The sequence below is a fragment of the Pseudomonas moorei genome (genome assembly GCF_008801475.1).
GTDB lineage: Bacteria > Pseudomonadota > Gammaproteobacteria > Pseudomonadales > Pseudomonadaceae > Aquipseudomonas > Aquipseudomonas moorei.
Window position 1 is genome coordinate 259,167 of the sequence record NZ_VZPP01000011.1, and the last position, 24,319, is coordinate 283,485.

The 24,319-nt window shown below is 56.8% G+C and carries 17 protein-coding genes; 12 read left to right on the forward strand and 5 right to left on the reverse strand.

Features of this window, described 5'->3' with window-relative positions; all coding sequences use genetic code 11:
- Positions 1-25 precede the first annotated feature (25 nt).
- Positions 26-4,339, forward strand: coding sequence for an Lhr family helicase (locus tag F7R06_RS22230; RefSeq protein WP_090325579.1), 4,314 nt, complete (start codon positions 26-28; stop codon positions 4,337-4,339).
- A gap of 88 nt (positions 4,340-4,427) precedes the next feature.
- Here the strand turns inward: F7R06_RS22230 and F7R06_RS22235 are convergent, their stop codons facing one another.
- Entirely contained in the window at positions 4,428-6,563 is a 2,136-nt protein-coding gene (locus tag F7R06_RS22235) for a mechanosensitive ion channel family protein (protein WP_090325580.1), read from the reverse strand.
- 220 nt (positions 6,564-6,783) lie between these two features.
- Between F7R06_RS22235 and F7R06_RS22240 the strand changes: the two genes are divergently transcribed.
- From F7R06_RS22240 to F7R06_RS22260, 5 genes are all read left to right on the forward strand, one after another.
- A complete protein-coding gene (locus F7R06_RS22240) occupies positions 6,784-7,986 on the forward strand; it encodes an MFS transporter (protein ID WP_090325582.1) in 1,203 nt (400 codons plus the stop codon).
- Between the two features lie 210 nt (positions 7,987-8,196).
- Positions 8,197-9,123, forward strand: a complete 927-nt coding sequence (locus tag F7R06_RS22245) for a DUF72 domain-containing protein (RefSeq protein WP_090325586.1) — start codon at positions 8,197-8,199, stop codon at positions 9,121-9,123.
- Positions 9,120-9,917 carry an endonuclease/exonuclease/phosphatase family protein gene (locus tag F7R06_RS22250; protein WP_090325588.1) on the forward strand — a complete coding sequence of 266 codons (798 nt, stop codon included), beginning with the start codon at positions 9,120-9,122 and terminating at the stop codon, positions 9,915-9,917. The genes F7R06_RS22245 and F7R06_RS22250 overlap by 4 nt, the downstream gene beginning before the upstream one ends.
- Positions 9,914-11,197 carry a cardiolipin synthase ClsB gene (clsB, locus tag F7R06_RS22255; RefSeq protein ID WP_090325590.1) on the forward strand — a complete coding sequence of 428 codons (1,284 nt, stop codon included), beginning with the start codon at positions 9,914-9,916 and terminating at the stop codon, positions 11,195-11,197. Before F7R06_RS22250 ends, clsB begins: the two co-directional genes overlap by 4 nt.
- Positions 11,194-12,180, forward strand: coding sequence for a lysylphosphatidylglycerol synthase domain-containing protein (locus F7R06_RS22260; RefSeq protein ID WP_090325592.1), 987 nt, complete (start codon positions 11,194-11,196; stop codon positions 12,178-12,180). Before clsB ends, F7R06_RS22260 begins: the two co-directional genes overlap by 4 nt.
- Positions 12,181-12,262: 82 nt before the next feature.
- Here F7R06_RS22260 and F7R06_RS22265 read toward each other — a convergent pair whose 3' ends face one another.
- From F7R06_RS22265 to F7R06_RS22275, 3 genes are all read right to left on the reverse strand, one after another.
- Positions 12,263-13,021, reverse strand: a complete 759-nt coding sequence (locus F7R06_RS22265) for an alpha/beta hydrolase family protein (protein WP_090325593.1) — start codon at positions 13,019-13,021, stop codon at positions 12,263-12,265.
- Positions 13,011-14,120 carry a DUF3182 family protein gene (locus tag F7R06_RS22270; RefSeq protein WP_090325595.1) on the reverse strand — a complete coding sequence of 370 codons (1,110 nt, stop codon included), beginning with the start codon at positions 14,118-14,120 and terminating at the stop codon, positions 13,011-13,013. Before F7R06_RS22270 ends, F7R06_RS22265 begins: the two co-directional genes overlap by 11 nt.
- Before the next feature lie 197 nt (positions 14,121-14,317).
- A complete protein-coding gene (locus tag F7R06_RS22275) occupies positions 14,318-15,322 on the reverse strand; it encodes a GlxA family transcriptional regulator (RefSeq protein ID WP_090325598.1) in 1,005 nt (334 codons plus the stop codon).
- 102 nt (positions 15,323-15,424) lie between these two features.
- Between F7R06_RS22275 and F7R06_RS22280 the strand changes: the two genes are divergently transcribed.
- Entirely contained in the window at positions 15,425-15,982 is a 558-nt protein-coding gene (locus tag F7R06_RS22280; RefSeq protein ID WP_090325600.1) for a cysteine hydrolase family protein, read from the forward strand.
- A gap of 109 nt (positions 15,983-16,091) precedes the next feature.
- Here F7R06_RS22280 and F7R06_RS22285 read toward each other — a convergent pair whose 3' ends face one another.
- On the reverse strand, positions 16,092-16,607 hold the full coding sequence (locus F7R06_RS22285; protein WP_007970128.1) for a single-stranded DNA-binding protein: 516 nt from the start codon (positions 16,605-16,607) through the stop codon (positions 16,092-16,094).
- A gap of 272 nt (positions 16,608-16,879) precedes the next feature.
- On the opposite strand from F7R06_RS22285, the gene F7R06_RS22290 reads away from it, so the two are divergent.
- The 5 genes from F7R06_RS22290 to F7R06_RS22310 form a co-directional block, all read left to right on the forward strand.
- Complete coding sequence (locus F7R06_RS22290; RefSeq protein WP_090325602.1) at positions 16,880-17,707, forward strand: TnsA endonuclease N-terminal domain-containing protein; 828 nt, start codon at positions 16,880-16,882, stop codon at positions 17,705-17,707.
- Positions 17,694-19,826, forward strand: a complete 2,133-nt coding sequence (locus F7R06_RS30800) for a hypothetical protein (protein WP_159437821.1) — start codon at positions 17,694-17,696, stop codon at positions 19,824-19,826. The genes F7R06_RS22290 and F7R06_RS30800 overlap by 14 nt, the downstream gene beginning before the upstream one ends.
- Positions 19,807-21,210, forward strand: coding sequence for an ATP-binding protein (locus tag F7R06_RS22295; RefSeq protein WP_159437823.1), 1,404 nt, complete (start codon positions 19,807-19,809; stop codon positions 21,208-21,210). The genes F7R06_RS30800 and F7R06_RS22295 overlap by 20 nt, the downstream gene beginning before the upstream one ends.
- A 635-nt stretch (positions 21,211-21,845) precedes the next feature.
- Entirely contained in the window at positions 21,846-23,129 is a 1,284-nt protein-coding gene (locus F7R06_RS22300) for a TnsD family Tn7-like transposition protein (protein ID WP_159437824.1), read from the forward strand.
- A 964-nt stretch (positions 23,130-24,093) separates the two neighbouring features.
- On the forward strand, positions 24,094-24,319 hold a 226-nt coding region (locus F7R06_RS22310; protein WP_212613251.1), incomplete at its 3' end, for a fumarate hydratase.

The window sequence follows — 24,319 nt, forward strand, 5'->3', positions numbered from 1 at the left end:
GCCCCCCACCCGCATAAATTGTTGCATGAACCTGCCCATCCCCGCAGACAGTGCCCTGAACGGCTTCCACCCCGCCGTCAGCGCCTGGTTCAGCAAGACCTTCGCGACGGTGACCGCCGCCCAGGCCCGGGCGTGGCCGTTGATCCGCCAGCGTCGCTCGACCCTGATCGCCGCGCCCACGGGTTCCGGCAAGACCCTCACCGCGTTCCTCGCCGTGATCGACGACCTGGTGCACCGTGGCCTGGCCCAGTCCGAAGGCCTGCCGGACGAAACCCTGGTGGTCTACGTCTCGCCGCTCAAGGCACTGTCCAACGATATCCGCATCAACCTGCAAGACCCGCTGGCCGGGATCACCGAACAGTTGCGCGTGCTGGGCTTGCCCGAACTGCAGATCACGACGGCCGTGCGCACCGGCGACACGCCGCAAAAAGAGCGCTCGGCGATGCGCAAGACGGCGCCGCACATTCTGGTCACCACCCCGGAGTCGCTCTACGTGCTGCTCGGTTCCGATTCGGGCCGGCAAATGCTCGGCACCACACGCACGGTGATCGTCGATGAGATCCACGCCATCGCCGCCAGTAAACGCGGCAGCCACCTGGCCCTGAGCCTGGAACGCCTGCAAGCGCTCTGCGCCGAGCCACTGGTGCGCATCGGCCTGTCCGCCACGCAGAAACCCATCGAAGCGGTGTCGCGCTTCCTGGTGGGCCGTGACCGACCGTGCGAGATCATCGACATCGGCCACGCCCGCCCACGGGACCTGGATATCGAAGTACCGCCGGTGCCGTTGTCAGCAGTGATGGCCAACGATGTCTGGGAACTGGTGTACGACCGCCTCGCCGCCCTCGCCCGCGAACACCGGACCACGCTGATTTTCGTCAACACCCGGCGCCTGGCCGAACGTCTGAGCCGCCACTTGAGCGAACGCCTGGGCAAGGACGCCGTGGCCGCCCACCACGGCAGCCTGGCCAAGGAGTTTCGCCTGGATGCCGAGCAACGGCTCAAGCGCGGCGAGTTACAGGTGCTGATCGCCACGGCGTCGCTGGAATTGGGGATCGACATTGGCGACGTCGACCTGGTCTGCCAGATCGCCTCGCCGCGCTCGATTTCGGCTTTTCTGCAACGGGTCGGTCGTTCCGGGCACCAGGTCGGCGGCACCCCCAAGGGCCGTTTGTTCGCCACCACCCGCGACGACCTGATCGAATGCGCCGCCCTGCTCGACTGCGTACGCCGGGGCGAACTCGATACCCTGCAAATCCCCGAGGCTCCGCTGGACGTGCTGGCCCAGCAGATCATCGCCGAAGTCAGTTGCCAGGAATGGCCGGAGGACGCGCTGCTGGCGCAGTTCCGCCAAGCCTCGCCCTACGCCGCGCTCGACGACAAACATTATCAGGCGCTGCTGCGGATGCTCGCCGAGGGCTACAACGGTCGCCAGGGTATCCGCAGCGCTTACCTGCACCGCGATGCAGTGACCCGAAGCCTGCGCGGTCGCCGGGGCGCCAAGCTGACGGCCGTGACCAGCGGCGGGACCATTCCGGACAACGCCGACTACAGCGTGCTGCTGGAGCCGCAAGGGTTGAACATCGGCAGCGTCAACGAAGACTTCGCGGTGGAAAGCATCGCTGGCGACGTCTTTCAGCTGGGCAATACGTCGTACCGGATCCTGCGGGTCGAGACCGGCAAGGTCCGGGTCGAGGATGCCCAGGGGCAGCCGCCGACCATACCGTTCTGGCTCGGTGAAGCGCCGGGGCGCAGCGCGGAACTGTCGTTTGCCGTCGCGCGCCTGCAAGCGCAACTCGATGAACGGCTCGGTGCCACGCCGGGCAACTTGCAGCCGAGTCTCGACTGGCTGACGCAGACGCTCGGCCTGAACCTGGCCAGCGCCGAACAACTGGTGGAATACCTGGCCCGCGCGCGCCAGGCCTTCGGCGCCCTGCCCTCGCAAGACACGCTGCTGATGGAACGGTTTTTCGACGAGTCCGGCGGCACGCAACTGATCATCCACACGCCATTCGGCAGCCGCATCAACCGCGCCTGGGGCCTGGCCCTGCGCAAGCGTTTCTGCCGCACCTTCAACTTCGAATTGCAGGCCGCCGCCAGTGAAGACGCCATCGTGCTGTCGCTGTCCACCAGCCACAGCTTTGAGCTGGATGACGTGTGGCGTTACCTGCACAGCAACAGCGCCGAGCACACGCTGATTCAAGCCGTCCTCGATGCGCCGCTGTTCGGCGTGCGCTGGCGCTGGAATGCCGGGGTGGCGCTGGCGTTGCCACGCTATACCGGCGGGCGAAAAGTCCCGCCGCAGATCCAGCGGATGAAGAGCGAAGACCTGATCGCCAGCGTGTTTCCCGATCAGATCGCCTGCTTGGAGAACCTCGTCGGCGAGCGGGACATTCCCGACCATCCGCTGGTGGAACAAACCCTCGACGATTGCCTGCACGAAGCCATGGACAGCGAAGGCTGGCTTGCACTGTTGCGACGCATGGAGCGCGGCGAGATCCGGCTGATCAGTCGCGACCTGCCGGCGCCCTCGCCATTGGCGGCGGAGATTCTCAGCGCCCGCCCCTACACCTTTCTCGACGATGCGCCGCTGGAAGAACGCCGCACACAAGCGGTGCTCAACCGCCGCTGGAGCGATCCGGAATCGACCGACGACCTCGGCGCGCTGGACGCCGAAGCGATTGCCGCCGTGCGCGAAGAAGCCTGGCCGGCCCCCAATGGTATCGATGAGATGCATGAGGCTTTGATGAGCCTGGCGTGCATCACCGAGGCTGAAGCCAAAGCCACCCCGAACTGGCTCGACTGGCTCAACACCCTGGCCGATAGCGGCCGCGCCTGCCGCCTCGACTCGTCGCTGTGGCTGGCACGGGAACGGCTGACCTGCCTGCGGGCGATTTATCCACAGGCTGATTGGCTGCCGGCACTGGAGGCGCTGCCGGGGTTCGATGAAGACTGGGACGCGGACGATGCGGTGCTCGAAGTCATCCGCGCCCGACTCAGTGCTTTTGGCCCGTTGCCGTTGAAGGCGATTGCCGATCCGCTTGGCTTGCCCGCAACACAGGTCGCCCAGGCACTGGCGCAGCTGGAACGCGAAGGTTATGTGCTGCGCGGCCGCTTCACGCCGGGCGCGACCGAGGAACAATGGTGCGAGCGTCATTTGCTGGCGAGGATTCATCGCTACACGGTCAAGCGCCTGCGTCGGGAAATCGAGCCGGTGGCGTTGCAGGATTTCATGAGGTTTCTGTTCGACTGGCAGCACTTGTCCAGCGCCACTCAGGGCCAGGGCAGTGCGGTGTTGCCGACGATCATCGCGCAGCTCGAGGGCTACCCTGGCGCCGCATCAGCCTGGGACAGCGACCTGCTGCCGGCACGCCTCAAGGACTATGCACCGAGCTGGCTGGATGATCTGTGCCGCAGCGGCAAACTGGTCTGGACCCGCCTCAACGCGCGCCACAAAAGCGCCGGCACCGCACTGCGCAGCACGCCGATTCTGTTGTTGCCGCGCAATCGGGTCGGTCTCTGGAGCGACTTGACCGAGCAAACGCCCATCAGCGAGCTGTCGCCAAAAACGCAAAAGGTCCATGCCGCACTCAGTCAGCACGGCGCACTGTTTTTCGATGAATTGATTCACGAGGCCCACCTGCTGCGCTCGGAGCTGGAAATCGCCTTGCAAGAGCTGGTGGGCGCCGGCCTGGTGAACGCCGACAGCTTCGCTGGCCTGCGGGCACTGATCACGCCGGCCAGCAAACGCCTGAACCGCAGCAGCCGTCGCGGGCGCGGCGCGTTTGTCGGTGGTATGGACGATGCCGGACGTTGGGCACTGTTACGGCGCGGGGCTGTCACGCCAGTTGTGGATAACAAGCGGCCGTCAGTCACGCCTGCCGAGACCCTGGAACACATCGCCATGACCCTGCTGCGTCGTTATGGCGTGGTGTTCTGGCGCTTGCTGGAGCGCGAGGCCGATTGGTTGCCGAGCTGGCGCGAATTGCTGCGCACCTTCCATCGACTGGAAGCGCGGGGAGAGATTCGCGGTGGACGCTTTGTCAGTGGCCTGGCGGGCGAGCAATTCGCCCTGCCCGAGGCGATTGCGCTGCTGCGCGAAGTCCGGCGCCGGCCCCATGACGGCAGCTTGATCGCAGTGTGCGGCGTCGACCCCTTGAACCTCGCCGGCACCCTGCTGCCCGGCCCCAAAGTACCGGCACTGGCGAGCAATCGACTGGTGTACCGCGACGGTTTGCCGGCCGCGGCCGAGATCGCCGGCAAACCGTATTTCTGGCTGGAACTGGATCAACGGGCCATGACTGAAGTGCGCAATCGGCTGATCCAGCACAATCCCCTGTAGCTGGCTTGCCAGCGATGGCGCCGGCAAATCCAACATTGATTCGACTGACATACCGCAATCGCTGGCAAGCCAGCTCCAGATTGAGGTGTTATTGAGGACGCGGCGAATCGGGCATTAACACCGCCGAATGCTCCGGTTCAGCCGCCCCATCCTGCAGCGGCTCGACCCCGCGCTGCCTTGGCATCAAAACCTGCTGTGGATAAGTCTGCGCGAAATGCACCCACGGGCTGTTATCCACAAGCTTTTTCAAACGCTGGTTGAACGCCCGGCTCACTGCGTACTGCCCGCCCGACACGGTGCGAAACTGCGCCGTCAGCACCACGCCGTTGAGGTCCATCTTGTCGACGCCGAAAACATCCAGCGGCCCTTGCAGGTTGTACTTGAGGAACGGGTCGTCGCTGATGGAATACCCGGCCTCGCGAATCAGGCCGATGGCTTGGTCGACATCGGTGTCATAGGTGAACTGCACCGAAAAGAACGCATAGGCAAACTGCCGCGATTGGTTGGTCACGGCCTTGATCTGACCGAACGGCACCGAGTGCACGAAGCCCTTGCCGTCGCGCAGGCGCAAGGTGCGAATGGTCAGGCCTTCGACCGTGCCGGCATGCCCGGAATCGAGCACCACCCAGTCGCCGATGGACAGGGTGTCTTCGATGATGATGAACAAACCGGTGATCACATCCTGCACCAGTTGCTGGGAACCAAAGCCGATCGCCAGACCGATGACCCCGGCGCCCGCCAGGAACGGCGCGACGTTAATGCCCAGGTTCGCCATGGTGGTGATGGCGCAGATCACCACCAGGATGATTTTGATCGCGTTGCGCAGCAGCGGCAGGATGGTTTTGACCCGCGTACTCGGCTGACGCGCCGAGCGTTTGTTGGTCGGTGGTTTGAGGGCTTCCTGAATCGCCGTGTCCAGTACGACCCAGACCATCCAGGTCACCAGGAAAATCAGGCCGATGTGGCTCAGTGAGTCGCTGATGGCACGGCCGAAAGAGTTGCTCACGGCAAAATCGAACAGCGACACGCCCCAGATGCGTCCGAGAACATCGATGAACACGATGGCCATGGCAATGCGCAACAACGCGTGGGACAAGCTCAGAAACCGCTCTTTGTACGCCCCGATGTGGCGCACCTCGGATTCGCTGTGGGACTTGAACAGATGATGCAGTGTGGTGCTCAGAAACACCGTGGCGATCAGCAACACGGTGGTGAGCAGCGCGCTGCGCAGCACTTTCTGATTGTCATCACCAATGCCGATCAGGTTGATGATCGAGACCAGTACCATCAACAGAATCGGCCAGTACCAGATACCGGAAAATATCCGCAGTGTTTCACGCAAGGCCGGCTGCGCCCGACGCTGGGCCAGCGGCAGGATCCGGATCACATGGGCGACCGGGCGACGCATGCGCAATACCAACAGGCCGAAGGCGATCGAGGCCGCCAGCCCGGTAAAGACGGCGATGCTGCTGGTGAGATTGCTACCCAATTGATGGGCGATCTGCGGACTGGTCAGGGCATCGCTCAGCGCCACGAGAAAACCGATCGCGAACAGCGGCCGTGGGCTTTCCTGGCGAATGATGTGTACCGCACGGCGCTTGTGACCGGTATTGAACAGCACCGCCAGGGACATCACCAGGGAGGCGGCGAAGACACCGGCACTGGTGGCGTAGGCAAAGCACAAGGCCAGTGCCCGACCGGCCGACACGGGCAACACCTGACTGGCATAAATCGTCAGCGGCAAACTGATCACTGCAGGGACGCTGTAGGGCAAAACGTAGCCCAGTAACGCCTGACCACGTTCTCGACTGAGCAACACACGATGCTGGCACAGACGTTCGGTCAACCACCTGCCGAGTATCCAGAACAGACCGAAAACCCCGGCCCACACCGCCGTCAGCAGCAGGAAATCCCCCGACACGGCCCAGCCCGAACGGGCCGATGGGCGATTGACCAGTTGATCCACCTCATTGGCCGCACGGTCAGCGCGCAGGCGCCACGCGTTCAGCAGGTCTTCGTTGAGATCGAGCTTGCTCTGGACTTCATCGATGCTGGAACTGATGGCGCCCAACAGCCCGCCTTGCACCAGAGGTTCAGGTTGGGCCGCTGATGTCGCGGCGGTGGCGGCCGCCGGCAGGCCCGGTATCGCCGCTGCGGCTTCCAGCTCCTCGCTGCCGAGTAGCAACAACGCCCCCAGTAATATCGCTGTCTTGAGCTTGATCAACGCTTCGGCTCCTTTGGATAAGACTGTAAGGGACTGATCGGGAAATGCCGGTTAAGTTCGGTGATGGTTCACGGAGGAAGGGGTTGTTTACCCTTCCGTGGTGAGGGACTTGGGCATATTTGACCGCTGCGCAAATATCAAATGCTCATCCCTGTATTTTTCCGCCTGCCTCAAAACCCGACACTGCGCTCCATCGAATCAACCCACCGGAGTTGCAGCCATGCCCATTGCCTTGCTCGCGCTGACCCTCAGCGCTTTTGCCATCGGGACGACCGAATTCGTCATCGTTGGCCTGTTACCCACCATTGGCGCCGACCTGGGTGTCAGCCTGCCGTCCGCCGGCCTTTTGGTCAGCCTGTATGCGCTGGGCGTCGCGGTCGGCGCCCCCGTGCTGACCGCCCTCACCGGCAAAGTACCGCGCAAAATGTTGCTGTTGTCGCTGATGGTGCTGTTCACCCTGGGTAACCTGCTGGCCTGGAAAGCGCCGAGCTATGAATCGCTGATCATTGCGCGGATCGTTACCGGCCTGGCCCACGGGGTGTTTTTCTCCATCGGCTCGACCATCGCCACCAGTCTAGTGCCCAAGGATAAAGCCGCCAGCGCGATTGCCATCATGTTCACCGGACTGACCGTGGCGCTGGTGACTGGCGTGCCGTTGGGCACCTTCATCGGCCAGCATTTCGGCTGGCGTGAAACCTTTCTCGCCGTGTCCGCACTGGGTGTCATCGCGTTCATCGGCAGCCTGCTGTACGTGCCGAAAAACATCGCCCACAGCAAACCCGCGTCGTTGTTGCAGCAATTGCAGGTGCTCAAGCAGCCACGGTTACTGCTGGTGTACGCCATGACGGCGGTTGGTTACGGCGGTTCGTTCATTGCGTTCACCTTCCTGGCACCGATCCTCCAGGACATTTCCGGCTTCAGCGCCAGCACCGTCAGCCTGGTGCTGCTGGTCTACGGTGTCTCGGTGGCCGTGGGCAACATCTGGGGCGGCAAACTGGCGGACAAACGCGGTCCGATCAGCGCCTTGAAAATCATCTTCAGCCTGCTCGCCGCCGTGCTGTTCGTACTGACTTTCACGGCCGGCAACCCATGGCTGGCGCTGGCCACCGTGCTGGTCTGGGGTGCCGTGGCCTTCGGCAATGTGCCGGGGTTGCAGGTGTACGTAGTGCGCCAGGCCGAACATCACACGCCAAACGCGGTCGACGTGGCTTCCGGCCTGAACATCGCCGCGTTCAACCTCGGCATCGCTGGCGGTGCCTGGGGAGGTGGCTTGATCGTCGCGCAGATGGGTTTGATTCATACGGCGTGGATTGGTGGCCTGGTGGTGCTGGTGGCACTGGCGCTGACGGCCTGGAGCGGTCGCCTTGACCGCTTGGGTCCGGTGTATGCCGAATCCTCGACCCGTATCGTCGTCGGTCACTGATCCCCCGTAGGAGCCAGCCTGCTGGCGATGGACTCCAGTGCACCGCGTTTATCCAGATCACACGCGTTATCGTTGACGCCCATCGCCGACAAGCCGGTTCCTACAGGTTTTGCGGTGATCAGTGAAATACCTGCCACCTGTAGTCCCGTCGAAACTTTCGCCCTTGCCCCGCAGTCATCAAAAGACAGGGGCACTCGGACCGGAGGCGACATGGCGGCGATTCATATCGGGATTTCAGGTTGGCGCTACACGCCTTGGCGGGGGGATTTCTACCCGAAGGGCCTGGCCCGGAGGCGCGAATTGCAATTCGCTTCGCGGGCGGTCAACAGCATCGAAATCAATGGATCGTTTTACGCCCTGCAACGGCCAGAGCGCTATGCCGAGTGGTACAACGACACACCGGCGCAGTTCGTTTTCAGCGTCAAGGCGCCACGTTTCATCACTCACATCAAGCGCCTGCGCGACATTCATAAACCCCTGGCGAATTTTTTCGCCTCGGGGGTTCTGGAGCTGAAAGAAAAGCTCGGCCCGATCCTCTGGCAATTCCCGCCCAACTTCAAATTCGATGCCGATCTGTTCGAAACCTTCCTCGAACAATTGCCCCACGACACCGAACAAGCCGCTGCCCTCGCCCGCCAGCACGACGCGCACGTCAATGGCCACGCCAGCCTGAAGGCCTACAAGAAAAAGCCGGTTCGCCACGCCGTGGAAATCCGCCATGACAGCTTCATCGACCCGGCGTTTGTGCGTTTGCTCAAGCGCTACAACACCGCGTTGGTCATCGCCGACACCGCCGGCAAATGGCCGTACCGTGAAGACATCACCAGCGACTTCGTCTACCTGCGCCTGCACGGTGCCGAAGAGCTCTACGCCAGCGGCTACACCCCGCAGGCTCTGAAACGCTGGGGTGACCGGATCGAGGCCTGGCAGCATGGTCGGCAACCGGATGACCTGCATCTGATCGCGCCGAGGCTCAAACCCAAGGCGTGCAAGTCCCGCGAGGTGTTCTGTTATTTCGACAATGACATCAAGGTACGTGCACCCTTCGATGCGCGGCGCTTGCTCGAACGTTTCGACCTCGACAAGGACCTGGCCACCGCCCCCGGCGAGCCGGCAGCCGAAGGAGTGCTGGCATGAGCATTCCCGAGCCGGTTGGCGTCACCGACGAGCAAGCGCTCATCGAGCCCCTGGTGCACCGCTTCACTGTCCTGACGGTCAATACCCACAAAGGCTTCACCGCGTTGAACCGGCGTTTCATCCTGCCGGAATTGCGCGAAGCGGTGCGCAGTGTGTCTGCTGATGTGGTGTTTTTGCAGGAAGTCCACGGCACCCACGAACACCACCCCAAGCGCTATGACAATTGGCCGGCGATGCCGCAATACGAATTCCTCGCCGACAGCCTCTGGCCGCAGTTCGCCTATGGGCGCAACGCGGTCTACCCGGCGGGCGATCACGGTAATGCGCTGCTGTCGAAATTCCAGATCGTGCGCCATGACAATCTCGACGTGTCGATCAGCGGCCACGAGAATCGCGGCCTCCTGCATTGTGTATTGCGCTTGCCCGGCGAAGGCCCGGAGGTGCATGCCATTTGCGTGCACCTGGGCCTGCGTGAAAGCCACCGCACTGAACAGCTCAAGCTGTTGGCCCGTCGCCTGGAACAACTGCCCGGTGACGCACCAGTAATCATCGCCGGTGATTTCAACGACTGGCGCCAGCGCGCCGATGCCTTGCTCAAGCCTTGCGGCTTGCGCGAAGTCTTCGCCGAACACCAGGGCAAACCGGCGCGCAGTTTTCCCGCGCGATGGCCGGCTCTACGCCTGGACCGCATCTACGTACGCAACCTGAAGGCCAGTGGCCCGCAGGTACTGACAAACCGCCCTTGGTCACACCTTTCCGACCACGCACCGCTTTCGGTGGAGATCGAGCTATGAGTGCTTCGCCGATGGATAAAACCACCGTCGCCCCGGTTCCCGCGCCCCCGGTCAGCGAGCCGGCAGCCGTCGATGTCGAATACCGTTGGCACGGCAACAATCGAGTCGAGTTGCTGGAAAACGGCGAAGCCTATTTCCCCCGAGTGTTCGAGGCCATGCGTCAGGCCAAAAGCGAAATTCTCCTGGAAACCTTCATCGTCTTCGAAGACAAGGTCGGCGCAGAACTGCAGGCCGTACTCATCGATGCGGCCCGGCGCGGCGTGCGTGTCACCGCCAGCTTCGACGGATTTGGTTGCGGAGAACTGAGCAGCGGTTACCTCGCCGCCCTCAGTGACGCCGGTGTGCATTTGCAAATGTTCGACCCGGCGCCCAAACACCTGGGCATCCGCACCAACTGGTTTCGGCGCCTGCACCGCAAGATCGTGGTCGTCGACGGAACCTTCGCGTTCCTCGGCGGGATCAACTTTTCCGCCGACCATCTGGCCGACTTCGGCCCGGAGGCCAAGCAGGATTACTCGGTTGAAGTACAAGGCCCGGCGGTGGCCGACATCCATCACTTTGCCCTGCTGCAATGCGGTCGCCCGGTGCACGCCAGGTACTGGTGGCAACGGCGTCGACAACGCCGCTCGGAGTTGGCGTTCAGCGATCACGATGGACAGGTGCGCCTGGTGTATCGCGACAACGGCGAGCATCGGACCGACATCGAAGAGGTTTACCGACAGGTACTGCGTACAGCGCAACGGCGCGTGGTGATTGCCAATGCTTACTTCTTTCCCGGCTATCGACTGCTGCGCGAAATTCGTAACGCAGCCCGTCGTGGTGTCGAGGTGCGGCTGATTCTGCAAGGTCAGCCGGACATGCTGGTGGCCAAGCTCGCGGCGCGCATGACCTACGACTACCTGCTCAAGTCCGGTGTGGCGATCTACGAATATTGCGACCGCCCGCTGCACGGCAAGGTCGCGCTGGTGGATGAGGACTGGAGCACGGTCGGTTCCAGCAACCTCGACCCCCTGAGCCTGTCGATGAACCTGGAGGCCAATGTGTTGATCCGCGACCGAGGGTTCAACCGGCATCTGTTCGAACGCCTTGAAGATCTCAGTGACAACCATTGCAAGGTCATGTCGGTCGACAACGCACCGCGCGGCCGCGTCTGGCACATGACCGTGGGTTTTCTGGTCTTCCACTTCCTGCGGCACTTCCCGGCCTGGGCCGGTTGGTTGCCGGCACATAAACCCCGTCTCAAGGCCTTCACCGCGTCGACCCGGAGTGAGCCATCATGAGCCGCACTGAAGCCCGTGCGATGCGCAACGCCGAACAGCGGGTCAAGTCGCGCTGGAGCCGCTGGAAGCGACCATTGACGCTGCTGTTTTTTCTGGCGCTGATCGTGCTGTTGACGATGTTCGCCCAGCGCATCGAATGGAACGAGGTGTTCGATACCCTGGCCGACTTCAAGGTGCGCACGCTGATCATCGCGTCCGGGCTGACCCTCACGAGTTTTGTGGTGTACGCCTGCTTCGACCTGCTCGGTCGCACCTACATCCGCCAGGACCTCACGTGGAAACAGATCCTGCCCGTCGGGATCATCAGTTACGCCTTCAACCTCAACCTGAGTGCCTGGGTCGGCGGTATCGCCATGCGTTATCGGCTGTACTCACGACTCGGTGTGAGCAAAGCCAACATCGCGAAAATCCTCGGTCTGAGCCTGGCCACCAATTGGTTTGGCTACATGGTGATGGCCGGCGCAGTGTTCAGCAGCGGTCTGGTGCGCATGCCGCCCGGCTGGACACTCAGCAGCGGCGCGCTGCAAGGGGTGGGTGTGTTACTGCTGCTGGTGAGTGCGGGCTATCTGGCCGCGTGCCGGTACTCAACCCGCCGGGAATGGGCCATTCGCGGCGTGGAAATCAACCTGCCGTCGCTGCGCATGGCCATCGTGCAACTGGCCCTCGGGGCCTTGAATTGGTCGTTGATGGCGGCGGTGATTTTCACCCTGCTGCCGAGCAAACTGGATTACCCGCTGGTGCTTGGCGTGCTGCTGATCAGCGCCATCGCCGGGGTGATCACCCACATCCCGGCCGGGCTCGGTGTGCTGGAGGCAGTGTTCGTGGCGCTGCTGCAACATGAGGTGTCGCGGGGCAGCTTGGTGGCGGGGCTACTGGCTTATCGGGCGATCTACTTTCTGCTGCCGTTGTTGATCACTCTGGTGATGTATCTGGTGGTGGAAGCCAAGGCCAAGGCGTTGCGGATCTCGAAAAAGCCCGTGTGACTGCTGCTGTCTGAAAGGACGCCATTGCGGGCAAGCCCGCGATGGCGCTCTTCGAGACACCCACTCTTCGAGACACCCACTATCACCGGGACTGAATGATGCTCAGCCGCTCACCCACCACCATTTCCGTGATCCAGTCCACGAGGATCGAGGTGTAGGCCTGCTGTGAAACGGGATCACTCAGGGCATGGTCCGCCCCGTCGATAATGCGGTGCGTGAGCGAGTGGGTCTGCTGACAGGCCGCGCGATAACTCATGATGGTTGCGTGGGGCACGTAGTCATCGGTCTCGGACTGCACCAGCAGCACATCCCCGGTAAATTGCGAACAGGCATGCAGCGCCCGGTTGCCATCGGCGCGCACCAGGGTGCTGCGATAATCGCGCAGATCGAGCTTGTCCAGATCGCGCTTGGGTGTGTGCCACTGTTCGTCGCGGTACAACGCCGGCACCCGTAGCGCCAACCACCGTACAGGGCGCAACGAGGTCAGGATCGCGGCCAGGTAACCGCCATAGCTGGTGCCGACCACGGCAATCGCCGAGGTATCCAGCGCCGGGTGAGCGAGCAAGCGATCGTAGGCCGCCAGCAGGTCGCGCAAGTTATCTTCACGGGTCACCCGGGACAACGGAATACCGGTGCCGCCGGTATGCCCGCGCAGGTCGAAGGTCAGGCACACACAACCCAAGCCGGCGATGCCTTTGGCCCGTTCCAGGTCGCGCTCCTGACTGCCGCCCCAGCCGTGCACGAACAACACGCCGGGGACCTTGGATTTGGGGCTGAGAAAAGTCCCGCTCATCTGTTCGTCATCGATGTCGATTTGAATGCTTTCGCTTCTAGCCGTCATAGGGTTTGACCGTTACGTACTTGAGGAGAAAATCACTGTCTTGCGCCGGTCCGCGGTACACCTCGATGGCGTGCGCCGGCAAAGGCTGTTCGATGTAGGTTTCCACCGAAGACACACGAATCGCGCGCATATCCGGATCGTTGACGAAGCTCTGCAAGGCCGCCACCTCGGCACTGCTGGCACCGCCCATGCGCCAGGATTGCTCGAGCACGCCGCTGCGTGGCTTGCCGTCGCTGGCCATGCCCTGGGCAATGTCGTAATTGCGCCGCGACGCATAGAAACCGGGGTAGGCTTCATCCGCGGCGCTGTCGAACACTTGTGCCTGCTGGATGGCCAGCCGCACGTCATCGGGCAGGTCCAGCTTCAGTAAATCGTCGTATCCACCCTGCACCACCAACAGGTTGGAACCACCATAGACCTCTTCGCCGTGGGCGTCCTTGGTCAAATATTGATCACCGCAATAACTCAGCACTTTGTCGCCGATGAAACTCTGACCAACGCTGTGGGTAGTGACCTGGTCCAGGTCCTGCTCCAGCACCACGCCTTCGGTGAACAGGGTTTTGGCCTCGGGTCGGGCAAGGATTTCATCGAACTGGTCGAGGCTCCTGATGACTTCCTGACCTCGCCCGGCGCACGCGTGAATCGGCTTGAGGCGGATCGGGCCGGTGTATAGCAGGTGCTCCGCCGCCGGCCGCGCATCGTCGAAGGAAAACACGCTGAGACCATCAAGCACCACATGGCGCACCCGTTCGGAAAACAACGGTGACCAGCCTTGTGGGGCATGGGCAAGGTGGTGGCGCAAACCGTGACTGATGGCTTTGGTGCAGATGAAGTCATGCTCGACGTAACCGCCCCACAAATCCTCAGGCCCCTTGACGCCCAGTTGCCGGGCGGCGGCAGCACCGACCAGGGTTTGCGTCGGCAGCAGGTAAAGTTCACGACCGAGATGCTGCGTCGGGTCGTAACTGCCGCCGTACTTGAGCCCGAGAATATGCGCCAACCAGCGGGCCAGCGAGCGATTGGTTTCGACTTCGTGCAACGGCGCGTCGGAACGCACCGAGTGGGCGACTACCAGTTTCTTGCGGTTTGTTGGGGTCATGCGTCCCCCTTCAATCGGCGCCAGATGAATGTAGCTTTGGGGGTGCAGAGATCAGGCCAATCGCGGCTGAAAAGAAACGCAATTCAAATCAGCCGGTTACGCGAAAGGTGGTGGCATCGGGCCTGTTTTATTCTGCACGACTGCATGTCTTGTTCTGGCATTTTGCATGATCGATGCGTGACACCTTTGGGAGCGCACTACAAGGATTGGCCACGATTGGCTGTATTCGGCGTCACGCCAAATCGCGTCCGGTAATCACTCGGCGCCAGCCCGGTGATTTTCTTGAACGTCGAGCGAAAGGCGCCCGGGTCCTGATACCCCACGGTCCAGGCTATGTGATCGATGGTGCCATTAGTGAATTCGAGCATTTCACGCGCTTTGCCAACCCGCAGGTGTTGGCAGTACTCGGTGGGCTTGAGCCCGGTGGCGGCACGGAACCGGCGCAGGAACGTGCGTTCCTCCAACCCTGCCCGCTCGGCCATGGACGTCAGCGACACATCGGTGGCACCGGTGCTTTGCAGCCAGTGTTGAACCTTGAGGATCGACGCATCGCCATGGTTGAGAATCGGCGCGAAGTTGCTGCCGCACTCGCTGGCGCTGTCACTGTGCTCCACCACCAGAAAACGGGCGGTGCCGGTGGCGATACTCGGCCCCAACAAGCGATTCACCAGGCGCAGCCCCAGCTCCGACCAGGCCATGAGCCCGGCGGTCGTGATCAGGTCGCCGTCATCGACGATGGGGGTATCGGCCTTGAGCTTGATTGCCGGGTAACGTTCGGCGAACGCCTTGGCCGAGGTCCAATGGGTGGTGGCGCTACGGCCGTCGAGCAGTCCGCTTTCGGCCAGCAGAATCGAGCCCACGCAGACACCACCGAGGGTCGCGCCATTGGCATGTTGCTGGCGCATCCAGCGAATCAACGCCTGCGATGCCTGGCCTTCGCGGAACCCGGCAATCGACGGCGGAATCAAGACCGCCACCAAGGCGCCGTCCACCCCTGGATGGCTGTCGTACACCCGCGCTGGCGCCTGCTCGCCGTCCACTTGCCAATGACTGACCCGCAGCAGAGGCAACTGCGCCGCCTGATGTTCGGCGGCGATCCGGTTGGCCACCCCGAACAGGTCCGTCAACCCATGCACCGCCGCCATTTGCGCGCCGGGATAGATCAACACGCCCAGTTCGGCGATTGCCCTTTGTGCATCCATTGTCAGTTTTCCCCCTTCTATTGTCGGTGCCGCCAATCCCCGGAGGGCGTGCGTGGGCCAATACTTGATTCCACATCCAACCCGTACTTCAAGGAAACAGTCATGGCCAAGCAAGCCCTCATCCTAGTCGATATCCAAAACGACTACTTCCCCCAAGGCAAGTGGCCACTGGTCGGCGCCGATGCCGCGGCGGACAACGCTGTACGCCTGCTCAAAGCCTTCCGTGATGCTGGCGATTCGGTGGTGCATATTCGCCACGAGTTCACCTCCGAAGCCGCGCCCTTTTTCACCCCGGGCTCCGAAGGCGCGAAGCTGCACCCCAAGGTCCTCAACCATGCCGACGAACCAGTGGTGCTCAAGCACTTCGTCAACTCATTCCGTGAAACCGAACTGCAGTCGATCCTCGACGAACAAGGCATCAAGGAACTGGTGGTCGTCGGCAGCATGAGCCACATGTGCATCGACGGCATCACCCGTGCCGCCAACGACCTCGGCTATAGCGTCACGGTGATCCACGACGCCTGTGCCTCCCGTGACCTGGAGTTCAACGGCCTGACCGTTCCGGCAGCCCAGGTGCACGCGGCCTTCATGTCGGCCTTGGGTTTTGCGTATGCGAAGGTGATCTCCACCGACGAGTTTCTGTCTGCCAGCCAGGGCTAGTGCCTGAGCTTGCCGTACCCGGTACCGGATTGATCAATCCAGCGCCCACAAAAAAGGCCCGACGCTGTTAGCGCCGGGCCTTTGTATTTAGAGCGGGTGAAGCGGGTTATCAGAACGGAATATCATCATCAAAGCTGTCGAAATCCGGAGCCGGTTGCGGCGCGGCTTGTTGCGGTGCCGGACGCTGTGGCTGCTGTTGCGGTGCAGGACGTGGAGCCTGCTGGCGCGGAGCGGATTGCTGGTAGTTGTTACCGCCGCCCTGGCCTTGTTGGTCGCCCTGTGGACGGCCACCCAACAGCTGCATGGTGCCTTGCATGTCGACGACGATTTCGGTGGTGTAACGCTTGATGCCGTCTTTTTCCCATTCGCGGGTCTGCAGCTTGCCTTCGATGTACACCTGCGAACCTTTACGCAGGTACTCGCCAGCGATCTCTGCAACTTTGCCGAACATCGACACACGGTGCCATTCGGTCTTTTCGACTTTCTGACCGGTTTGCTTGTCAGTCCACTGCTCGCTGGTCGCCAGACTCAGGTTGGTCACGGCGTTACCGTTAGGCAGGTAGCGAACTTCAGGATCCTGGCCGCAAGTGCCGACCAATATGACTTTGTTAACCCCACGGGCCATTACGTTCTCCTAGGTGTCTGAGGGCATTTTTTTTTGTCCGAGAGGGAAAAAAAATGTCCGATAAGCGGTGTGGAGGCAAAAGAAATCTGTCCTATGCTTTGAAATCGTAGGTCAAATTCCTCGAGCAGCTTGGGCCGCTCTCCAGAGAGGTGCAGTCTACCGCACCATGCCCAACTGAGTCCCGTCGACTTTGCCTCTACCCGACAAGATCCAGCAATGGCGAGCTCGGTAATGCTCTCGCCGCGCGATACGGACTCTGAACTGGAGGTGCGATGGCCGGTTCAAAATCGAGGATGCCGTCCGTCCAGACCGTTGAGGGATGGATCCGAGCCGGGTTTGGCCAGGGTGACGGTGCGAAATATAAGCCCTTTCTTTATGTACGCGACGTCCCTTCTTCTGGGACCTCGTGCATGATTAAAAGTAGAACAACCAATCGAACGCATCATTACCTTTCAAAACAAGAATTTAAGACCCATCTGCTAACAGAATATCAAGCGGACACGATAGACATACGAGAACAGTACGCTCTGCTTCCCTGGAATGAAACTCAACTGATCAGTCAGTCGTTAGGCATTCGACATCCCATCTACCCTGGCACTAATACTCCGATTGTTATGACAACGGACCTGCTGGTTTCGATGCAACGCACCGATGGAACAGAGCTGATTGCCCTGAGTGTGAAGCTCACTAAAGACCTTGGTCCGAGAAATTTGGAAAAACTCCTGATAGAGCGATCCTACTGGGAAAGGCGAGGTATTTGTTGGTCACTAGTCACTGAGAAAAACACCCCAAAATACTTGCCCGAAAACCTTCAATTTTTTGAAGCTTCACTTCATGACGAGCGCGTCACCGCCTCTGTAGTTACACCCTTAGAATTCACTAAAGAGTTCGAGAAAAATTGGGCCGACAGCCTATCGTTCAACCAAATAATGGCTCTCACCTCAAAACAAATGGATTTGGACGTGGCCACAGGGCATTCACTATTAGGCGTGTCCGTATGGAGGCATCAAAGTCGTTTGGATATTGCCAATTCTGTGATATCGCACCGAGGTTTTGTTAAGCTTCAACCAAGCGCGGTCAACAAACATGACTACATTTGAAATAAACGATGTGTTTGTTCCCACCGAGCCACTTGAGAACATCAACGGCGCCTTCAGAATTATTGAAACGCTGAACTTAGAAAAAGTTGTAATTATAGAAATAGACTCACAATACAATAGAGGCCCAAAATGGCTTGAATACGATGACTTTGTTAACTTGATTCACTCAGAAAAAATCGTTAACCAAATCGATCCTTACTGGCAGTTATCTTTCTTGTCAGCGCACCTTCCTCCAGCAGCTACTGAGCGCCTAAAAAAAGTTATAGCATTCACCGAAAACTTTTCCCAAACGGAAATTTTCGTCAAACCTAAAGCACTGCGTTCTGCAATAACGGCAGCAGCGACGAGCCTGAATTTAAGCAGAAAAACTATCGAGCGATGGCTTTACGCTTGGTTAAAATCAGGGAGAAACTGTAATGCTGTAGTTGATAAATTTATGACCAGAAAGTCAAGACTTCAACATAACGACCAAACTAGCGGAAGAAAACGCGGCGCTAAAAATCCTACCCTTGGATCGGAATGTGAAGTATCTGGCGCAGAAGTAGCCTCGAAAATTAAGCAAACCTATGAGTGCCTTATCAAAACAGAAAAAATGACATGGAGGTCCGCTTACGACGAAATGATCATCACACGGTTCAATATACCTCCCGAGCTAATCCTTAAAGAAAATAATGAAATCCTCCTGGACCCAGCGATAATTTCAAAATACAGGCTTCCTACATGGGACCAGTTTCGGTATCGCTGCCGCCAGGAAAAGAAAAATACAGTGACTGATGGTGACGAACTACCTCGCGGTAAGCGTGGTCTTGCAAGCGAATCAGTGCCTGGTCCCGGCTTTTTCGAAATCGATGCGACTTTTTTTCAAATTCAACTGGTTTCAAGAATTACCAAAGGATTGTTGGTCGGCAGGCCAGTTGTCTACCTAATCGTAGATCTATTCGATGGAATTATTGCAGGGTACTCTGTAACTCTTGAGAACCCGAGTTGGGCGACCGCCGCGCTTGCGTTACACAACTGCTTCTCACCTAAGCAACCGATATTTGAACGACTTGGTCTTCCCTTCAGCGAGAATGATTGGCCATGTCATCACCTCCCAAACATGCTAAGAGCAGACAGGGCGGAACTTATCTCAAACATGGGGCATCATTTTAATAGATCGGGAATCAGGGTTGAAGTGACCCCATCCATGACTCCAATCGCAAAGGGGACAGTTGAAGGTAAGAACGCCCAGATCAAACACAGAAAAAATGGGCGATTTAATTTGCCGGGACAATATTCAAAAATCCTAAAACGCCGAGAATCCGACGGAAAAAAACAAGCAGCGTTAGACATATTTGAATTCGAAAAAATACTTGTCGAAATAATCATGGAGCTTAATCGCTCACCAGTACGCCCAAAACAAATTCCTCCCGACGCAATACCTTTCGGTGCTTCCGTTGCAACTCGAAAAGGTTTACATGCTTGGGCTCTCGAGCACCGAGCGGGCTTTACACGGCTTATGCCCCCTAATTTTGCATACGAATACCTTCTTACACAAGCAACAGGTACTGTAACAACTCTGGGGATCGCATTCAAAGGGGAAGTCTACATTAGTGACAGGCTAAGAGAGGTTGGCTTTCTTAACCGAGCATTAGACGGCTCATACAAAATAGCAATAAGTTACAATCCACTTTTTGCAGCAGAGATTTTCTTTTTCGACCGCGACGAGTCAAAGTGGTGTGGTGCCTATAATACCGACCCTGAGGTTTATCGAATCAAGGCGTCCTTTAGCGAAGCGAAAGAATACCGAACATTACAAAAGCAGCTAGTAAATCAAGCCAAACTGGAAGGGCACATTGCCAGTAAAAAACGGCAAACATATATAAGAAAGTCGATTAGAGAAGCAATAAAACTCAGAAATTTTGACAAGGAAAACTCCTCTAAAAACGCTATAGATATAATCGCAAACAGGGCAGAGGAAAAAGCGTTGCATCGGGCAGAAAGCATGAATGGCGCCCTTAATGACAACAAAGAAATTTTGGTGTCAGCCGAGCTCCACCCCACACCTGAAAAAAATAATGTTTGCAATGAGGGGCGAGACACTCTTTGGGAGAAAGTCAATGCAGTCAGTCGATCCTGAACAACACCCAACCTATAAACTTATTGGAATGCCTGAGGTCGACAATAACCCTTTACTAGCACATCTTAACTTGCCACCTGGGACAGACGACGAGGCATTCATTGCGCTAGGTTTACGGCCTGACTTCCAGGTAGAAGACAGGCTTTTGCCTTCCATTTTTCGAAGAATACGAATTAATCGACTTCGTAATTTTTTTGTGCCCGCGCAACCAGTGCACCGCGAAGCTCTTATTGGAATTGCATCTCAAGTGTTCCACGGCTATATCCAGCGCAACCCTCTTACCCCCGAGGGGCAGAGAAGACTGTTAGGTGCACCTAAAGAACAATCCTACAAACCCACAATCTCCTTTATTGCCGGGCATTCAGGCATGGGGAAGTCAACCTTAGTTGATCGCATTCTTGCCAGCTTGGGTCAGCAGGTGTACCACCATACGGAGTTCAATAAACAGCCTTTCCCGGAGTGCCAAATTCTTTGGTTGCGCCGGAACGTTCCTGAGCACTGTACAGTAAAAACTCTGTGTTCATCCTTTGGTGACTACACTGACAGGGTTCTTGGCAACACACTGTATGAAAGATTATTTACTTCAGCACGACGTGATCATAGAGATCAACTGATAACTGAAATCAGAAAGATAATAACTAACCATCATGTTGGGCTTCTGGTTTTTGATGAATTTCAGAATTTGTCGTTGATGGGGGTGGGCGCCGAAAAAATTATAGCCTTGTTGGTGAACCTTCGTGACGAATTAGGGATTCCTATTCTAGTAGTTGGCACTTATAGTGCACTCCATCTACTTGAGCGCAACCTGAGTACAGCACGTCGATTAGCTGAGGGGGGATATTACGATCTTCAGCGACCCACCTCGGTCGCTAACGAAGATTGGCAGCAACTTTGTCGAATTGTATGGCCATATCAATGGGTACAGAACCCGCTTGATTACAGTGAAAAAATATGTGATGCCCTTTATGAGGTGAGCCAAGGAATAACAGGCATTATGCTATCCGTCTTTGCTAGCGCGCAAATTGTTGCAATAAATAATGGAAGCGAGCAAGTAGATGCCAATCTCATACTGAATGTCTTCAATGAACGCATGAAACCTTTACATCCCGCCATACGGGCACTGAAAGCCGGAAACGTGCTAGAACTTACGAAATTTGAAGGGCTGTACAAAAGCTTTTACCCAGATAAAGAGCTTCCAGAAACTGCGAGCCCTCATCTAATAGAAAGCCCACCTGCAATCATTAACCCACCATCTTCCAACACAAAGAAAAGCAAAAGGAAATCCTCAGTCTCTCGCACTAAAGTGCTAACCCCAGAGCAAATAAAGAGTCGAGTACTAGATGACTGCGCATCAGATATCGTTTCGGTGCTTAAAAGCAAATGAAAATCCCAAATTTCCCGGTGCCTGTCGTAAACGAAACTTATGCTTCAGCCATCGCCAGGCATTTAGCAAGAACTGCAGGGTCAAAGGCTCGACATCTTCGTCACTTGAGTCTTTGGCATAGTCAACCCAATACCATCGCGCCACATAATTCGCATAATTTGTGCGCTTTAATGCCTAACGGGCACCCTTGGGCCGACAACCCTGAATACCTAATAAATCACAACACCTTAGTACCAATGTGTCTTTACTTTGCGCCCAAATCCAGACGAGAGAAAGTCGTCACGGAAATTACTTCTAAACTATCTCGCCCTAACTCGATGCTTGGTTTATCTGTAATTGCCGGCCGGTCGATTCGTCCACCTTTGAATGCAAAACACTGCTCAATTTGCGTACAAAACGATCTTGATATTTTCGGGTTTTCGGTCGCGTACCGACAACATCAGCCTTCATTCGTCAAAATTTGCACTATACACAACCAAGTCCTAAGCTCCAACTGCGTGAATTGCTTTCCAAACAAACCATCTGAATTCTGGCGAATGGCCGGTGTGTGCAGTTGCAAAATACCAAATACCCCTCCTGTCCTGAACAAGTGCTCGCCCTCAGATTTCGAAAGTTGGCTGTGGCTGGCAAGACAGGTGGATTACATATTGGCTGATAGGAGTACAAAGCAAGACGATCATCAACTCCACCTTGATTTAGCGCTACGCGAACGAGGGTTCCAGTTGCCCAATGGGCATATCGACAGAAAAAAAATAGATTTAGAAATCATTGATAAGTTTGGGTATGGCATTTTGTGCGAATTAGATATGTTTTCTGACCCAAGCAAAGAATCATCGAAAACGCTTCAGTTCTCTAAGAGTTCGAGAGCCAATACTGCGAATTACATTCCGAACGCCATGCAGATGCTTTTATTAACTCGTGCGGCGAGGGACTCCATCCTTGACTTAGAGGAACGGCCAGCACCAATGATTTCACCTGCTCAGACTGTTTCATTGACGTATGTACCACGCACCCACTTAACATGCTTAACCGAGCAGGTTATTCGAGAAGCACTCAAAAAAAATCATTACAAAATCGAACCGACAGCGACATCATTAAATATAACCAGCTCCAAACTTAGAGGCGAATTATGCCACTTTCAAATATCACTACCAATATCAGCACAGATAATAAAAAAGATCGGTGCGGACAAGCTGGGCACAACACTAGAGCTCTTAAAAAATGGTTACGACAGAGTTTACATTAGCAAGAAATTAGAAATTTCGATATACACAATTAGATCAATTGAATTAGCTAATCCAAGCCTCCACTGCAACCGACATTTAGCGAGGTTCGCTCGCCACCAGACAACTAACCGTACGAAATATTTACGGCTTTGCGCTCAGCATCCCTCAACAAGCTTAAATGAACTTCGCAAAAAGTCACCTACCTGCGTGGCGTGGCTGGAGAGGTACGATAAAGAATGGCTTCAACAACAACCTAGAGGCAAAGGCAGGCCTCGTCTGGCTAAAGTAAATTTAGCAAAGAGGGAGCGCATGGACAGCATTGCAACCGAGCGCATTATCACAACCGTTCGCGAAGAGCTGTCAAAGCTCACACGGCCCATTAAACTTTCGAAAACTCGATTGCTTCTTGCGGGGAACATATCTATAAATTACAACTCTGAAAATATGCTCGCCCGCTTTCCAAATGCCTTTGCGGCTGCCGAGCTTCACACAGAATCGAAGGATATGTTTTACAAGCGCCTTATAAAATGGACTTTGACTGAACACAAAAAAACAGGGAAAAACTTATCACAATACACCCTCAGCCGTCTAACCAGCATTAGCCCCAGCAACATAAAGCAATTAAAGGTCTTTATTTTTGATTTGGCTCAAGAGCTGGGCATTCACATTGCAACAGGGTCTATACTCAACTAACAAAACGAAACTCATCTCCTAGACTCGAATCATCCATATCATTGCGAATGACAATAAAAAACAAAACAGCGAGAGAACTCTCGGCTGTATTTTTTTGCAAAAAATCAAAAACTCAATTGACATAGTAATCGTAGCTCCGTCTTCATTTCCGTAAACTGTGGAGTAATTATGCATTGACTGTAAAAGATTGCTCTCCCAAACCTCTGAAATGAAGTTCTGTAGTTGAAAATTAGCACCGGTTGTGAGCCATATTGAACAACCCTCGCAACTGCCGGCTGGGATGGGTGACAGGCAGCAATCGGCCGATTGTGTTGAAAAAGTCGATCCTTCCAGACTGCCCACATACTGACTGCTGAAAACGCCTTTTTTGCGCGCAGCTATGCGAAATCTGAGCCTGGAATCCTCTAATCAAGGTGAAGATTTCAATCTCAAGCGCGTACTTTTCTGCTGTGGAAACCATGGCCGACTTTTTCAACACAATCGGCCAAAAACGGACATATCGAGTGCCAGCTCGATATGAATTCTAAACTGAGCGAAATCAATTTTGATCGACTTCAAGTTCTGGCTCCGATTCGGGATCCATTAGAGAGTTGATCCAGAACCCTAGAGGGATCGGTAACTGCCTTCCTTGATAGCCTTCTCGATACGATCAGTGTCCCTATCTGACACCTCACCGGTTTCGCTCACATGAGCTTCCATCGCTAGAAAGGTCCCGTTTAAGCCATTTCACACGACTTTCCAACCATAAAAAACGCGTCGTTACTTCGCCCCAATTAGTAACTCAAAGTAAACAGTGAAGTAACCAAAACCACATTCAATCCTTTCAGCTGAACTGATAACTTTAACTTCGTGCATTAACCATACGCTCTATACGGAATTATGCCTTGGGCATGCCGGTGCCTTTTCGCACAACCAAAAGCTCCAAACAAAAAAACAAGCCTTGAGATGCAGTGAGGAAAATGAAGTGGATAAAGACTCAGCCGTTGATTCGCTGACCGATGTAATGGCCAAGTTTACGGCCTATATCGGCAAGCGCCTTCCGACCGACGTGAAGAAAAAGACTGCCCAGTTGCGCGCTGCGGAGACCAATCCGCTGGCCATTGCCGTCTACGACTCCATGGCCGAAAACCAGGACTACGCCGACAAGCTGGACCGCCCCAGCTGCCAGGACACTGGGGTGATTCAGTACT

Coding starts and splice junctions, on each gene's coding strand:
- F7R06_RS22230 (WP_090325579.1), top strand. CDS start 26: ATGAACCTGCCCATCCCCGCAGACAGTGCCCTGAACGGCTTCCACCCC.
- F7R06_RS22240 (WP_090325582.1), top strand. CDS start 6,784: ATGCCCATTGCCTTGCTCGCGCTGACCCTCAGCGCTTTTGCCATCGGG.
- F7R06_RS22245 (WP_090325586.1), top strand. CDS start 8,197: ATGGCGGCGATTCATATCGGGATTTCAGGTTGGCGCTACACGCCTTGG.
- F7R06_RS22250 (WP_090325588.1), top strand. CDS start 9,120: ATGAGCATTCCCGAGCCGGTTGGCGTCACCGACGAGCAAGCGCTCATC.
- clsB (WP_090325590.1), top strand. CDS start 9,914: ATGAGTGCTTCGCCGATGGATAAAACCACCGTCGCCCCGGTTCCCGCG.
- F7R06_RS22260 (WP_090325592.1), top strand. CDS start 11,194: ATGAGCCGCACTGAAGCCCGTGCGATGCGCAACGCCGAACAGCGGGTC.
- F7R06_RS22265 (WP_090325593.1), bottom strand. CDS start 13,021: ATGACGGCTAGAAGCGAAAGCATTCAAATCGACATCGATGACGAACAG.
- F7R06_RS22270 (WP_090325595.1), bottom strand. CDS start 14,120: ATGACCCCAACAAACCGCAAGAAACTGGTAGTCGCCCACTCGGTGCGT.
- F7R06_RS22275 (WP_090325598.1), bottom strand. CDS start 15,322: ATGGATGCACAAAGGGCAATCGCCGAACTGGGCGTGTTGATCTATCCC.
- F7R06_RS22280 (WP_090325600.1), top strand. CDS start 15,425: ATGGCCAAGCAAGCCCTCATCCTAGTCGATATCCAAAACGACTACTTC.
- F7R06_RS22285 (WP_007970128.1), bottom strand. CDS start 16,607: ATGGCCCGTGGGGTTAACAAAGTCATATTGGTCGGCACTTGCGGCCAG.
- F7R06_RS22290 (WP_090325602.1), top strand. CDS start 16,880: ATGGCCGGTTCAAAATCGAGGATGCCGTCCGTCCAGACCGTTGAGGGA.
- F7R06_RS30800 (WP_159437821.1), top strand. CDS start 17,694: ATGACTACATTTGAAATAAACGATGTGTTTGTTCCCACCGAGCCACTT.
- F7R06_RS22295 (WP_159437823.1), top strand. CDS start 19,807: ATGCAGTCAGTCGATCCTGAACAACACCCAACCTATAAACTTATTGGA.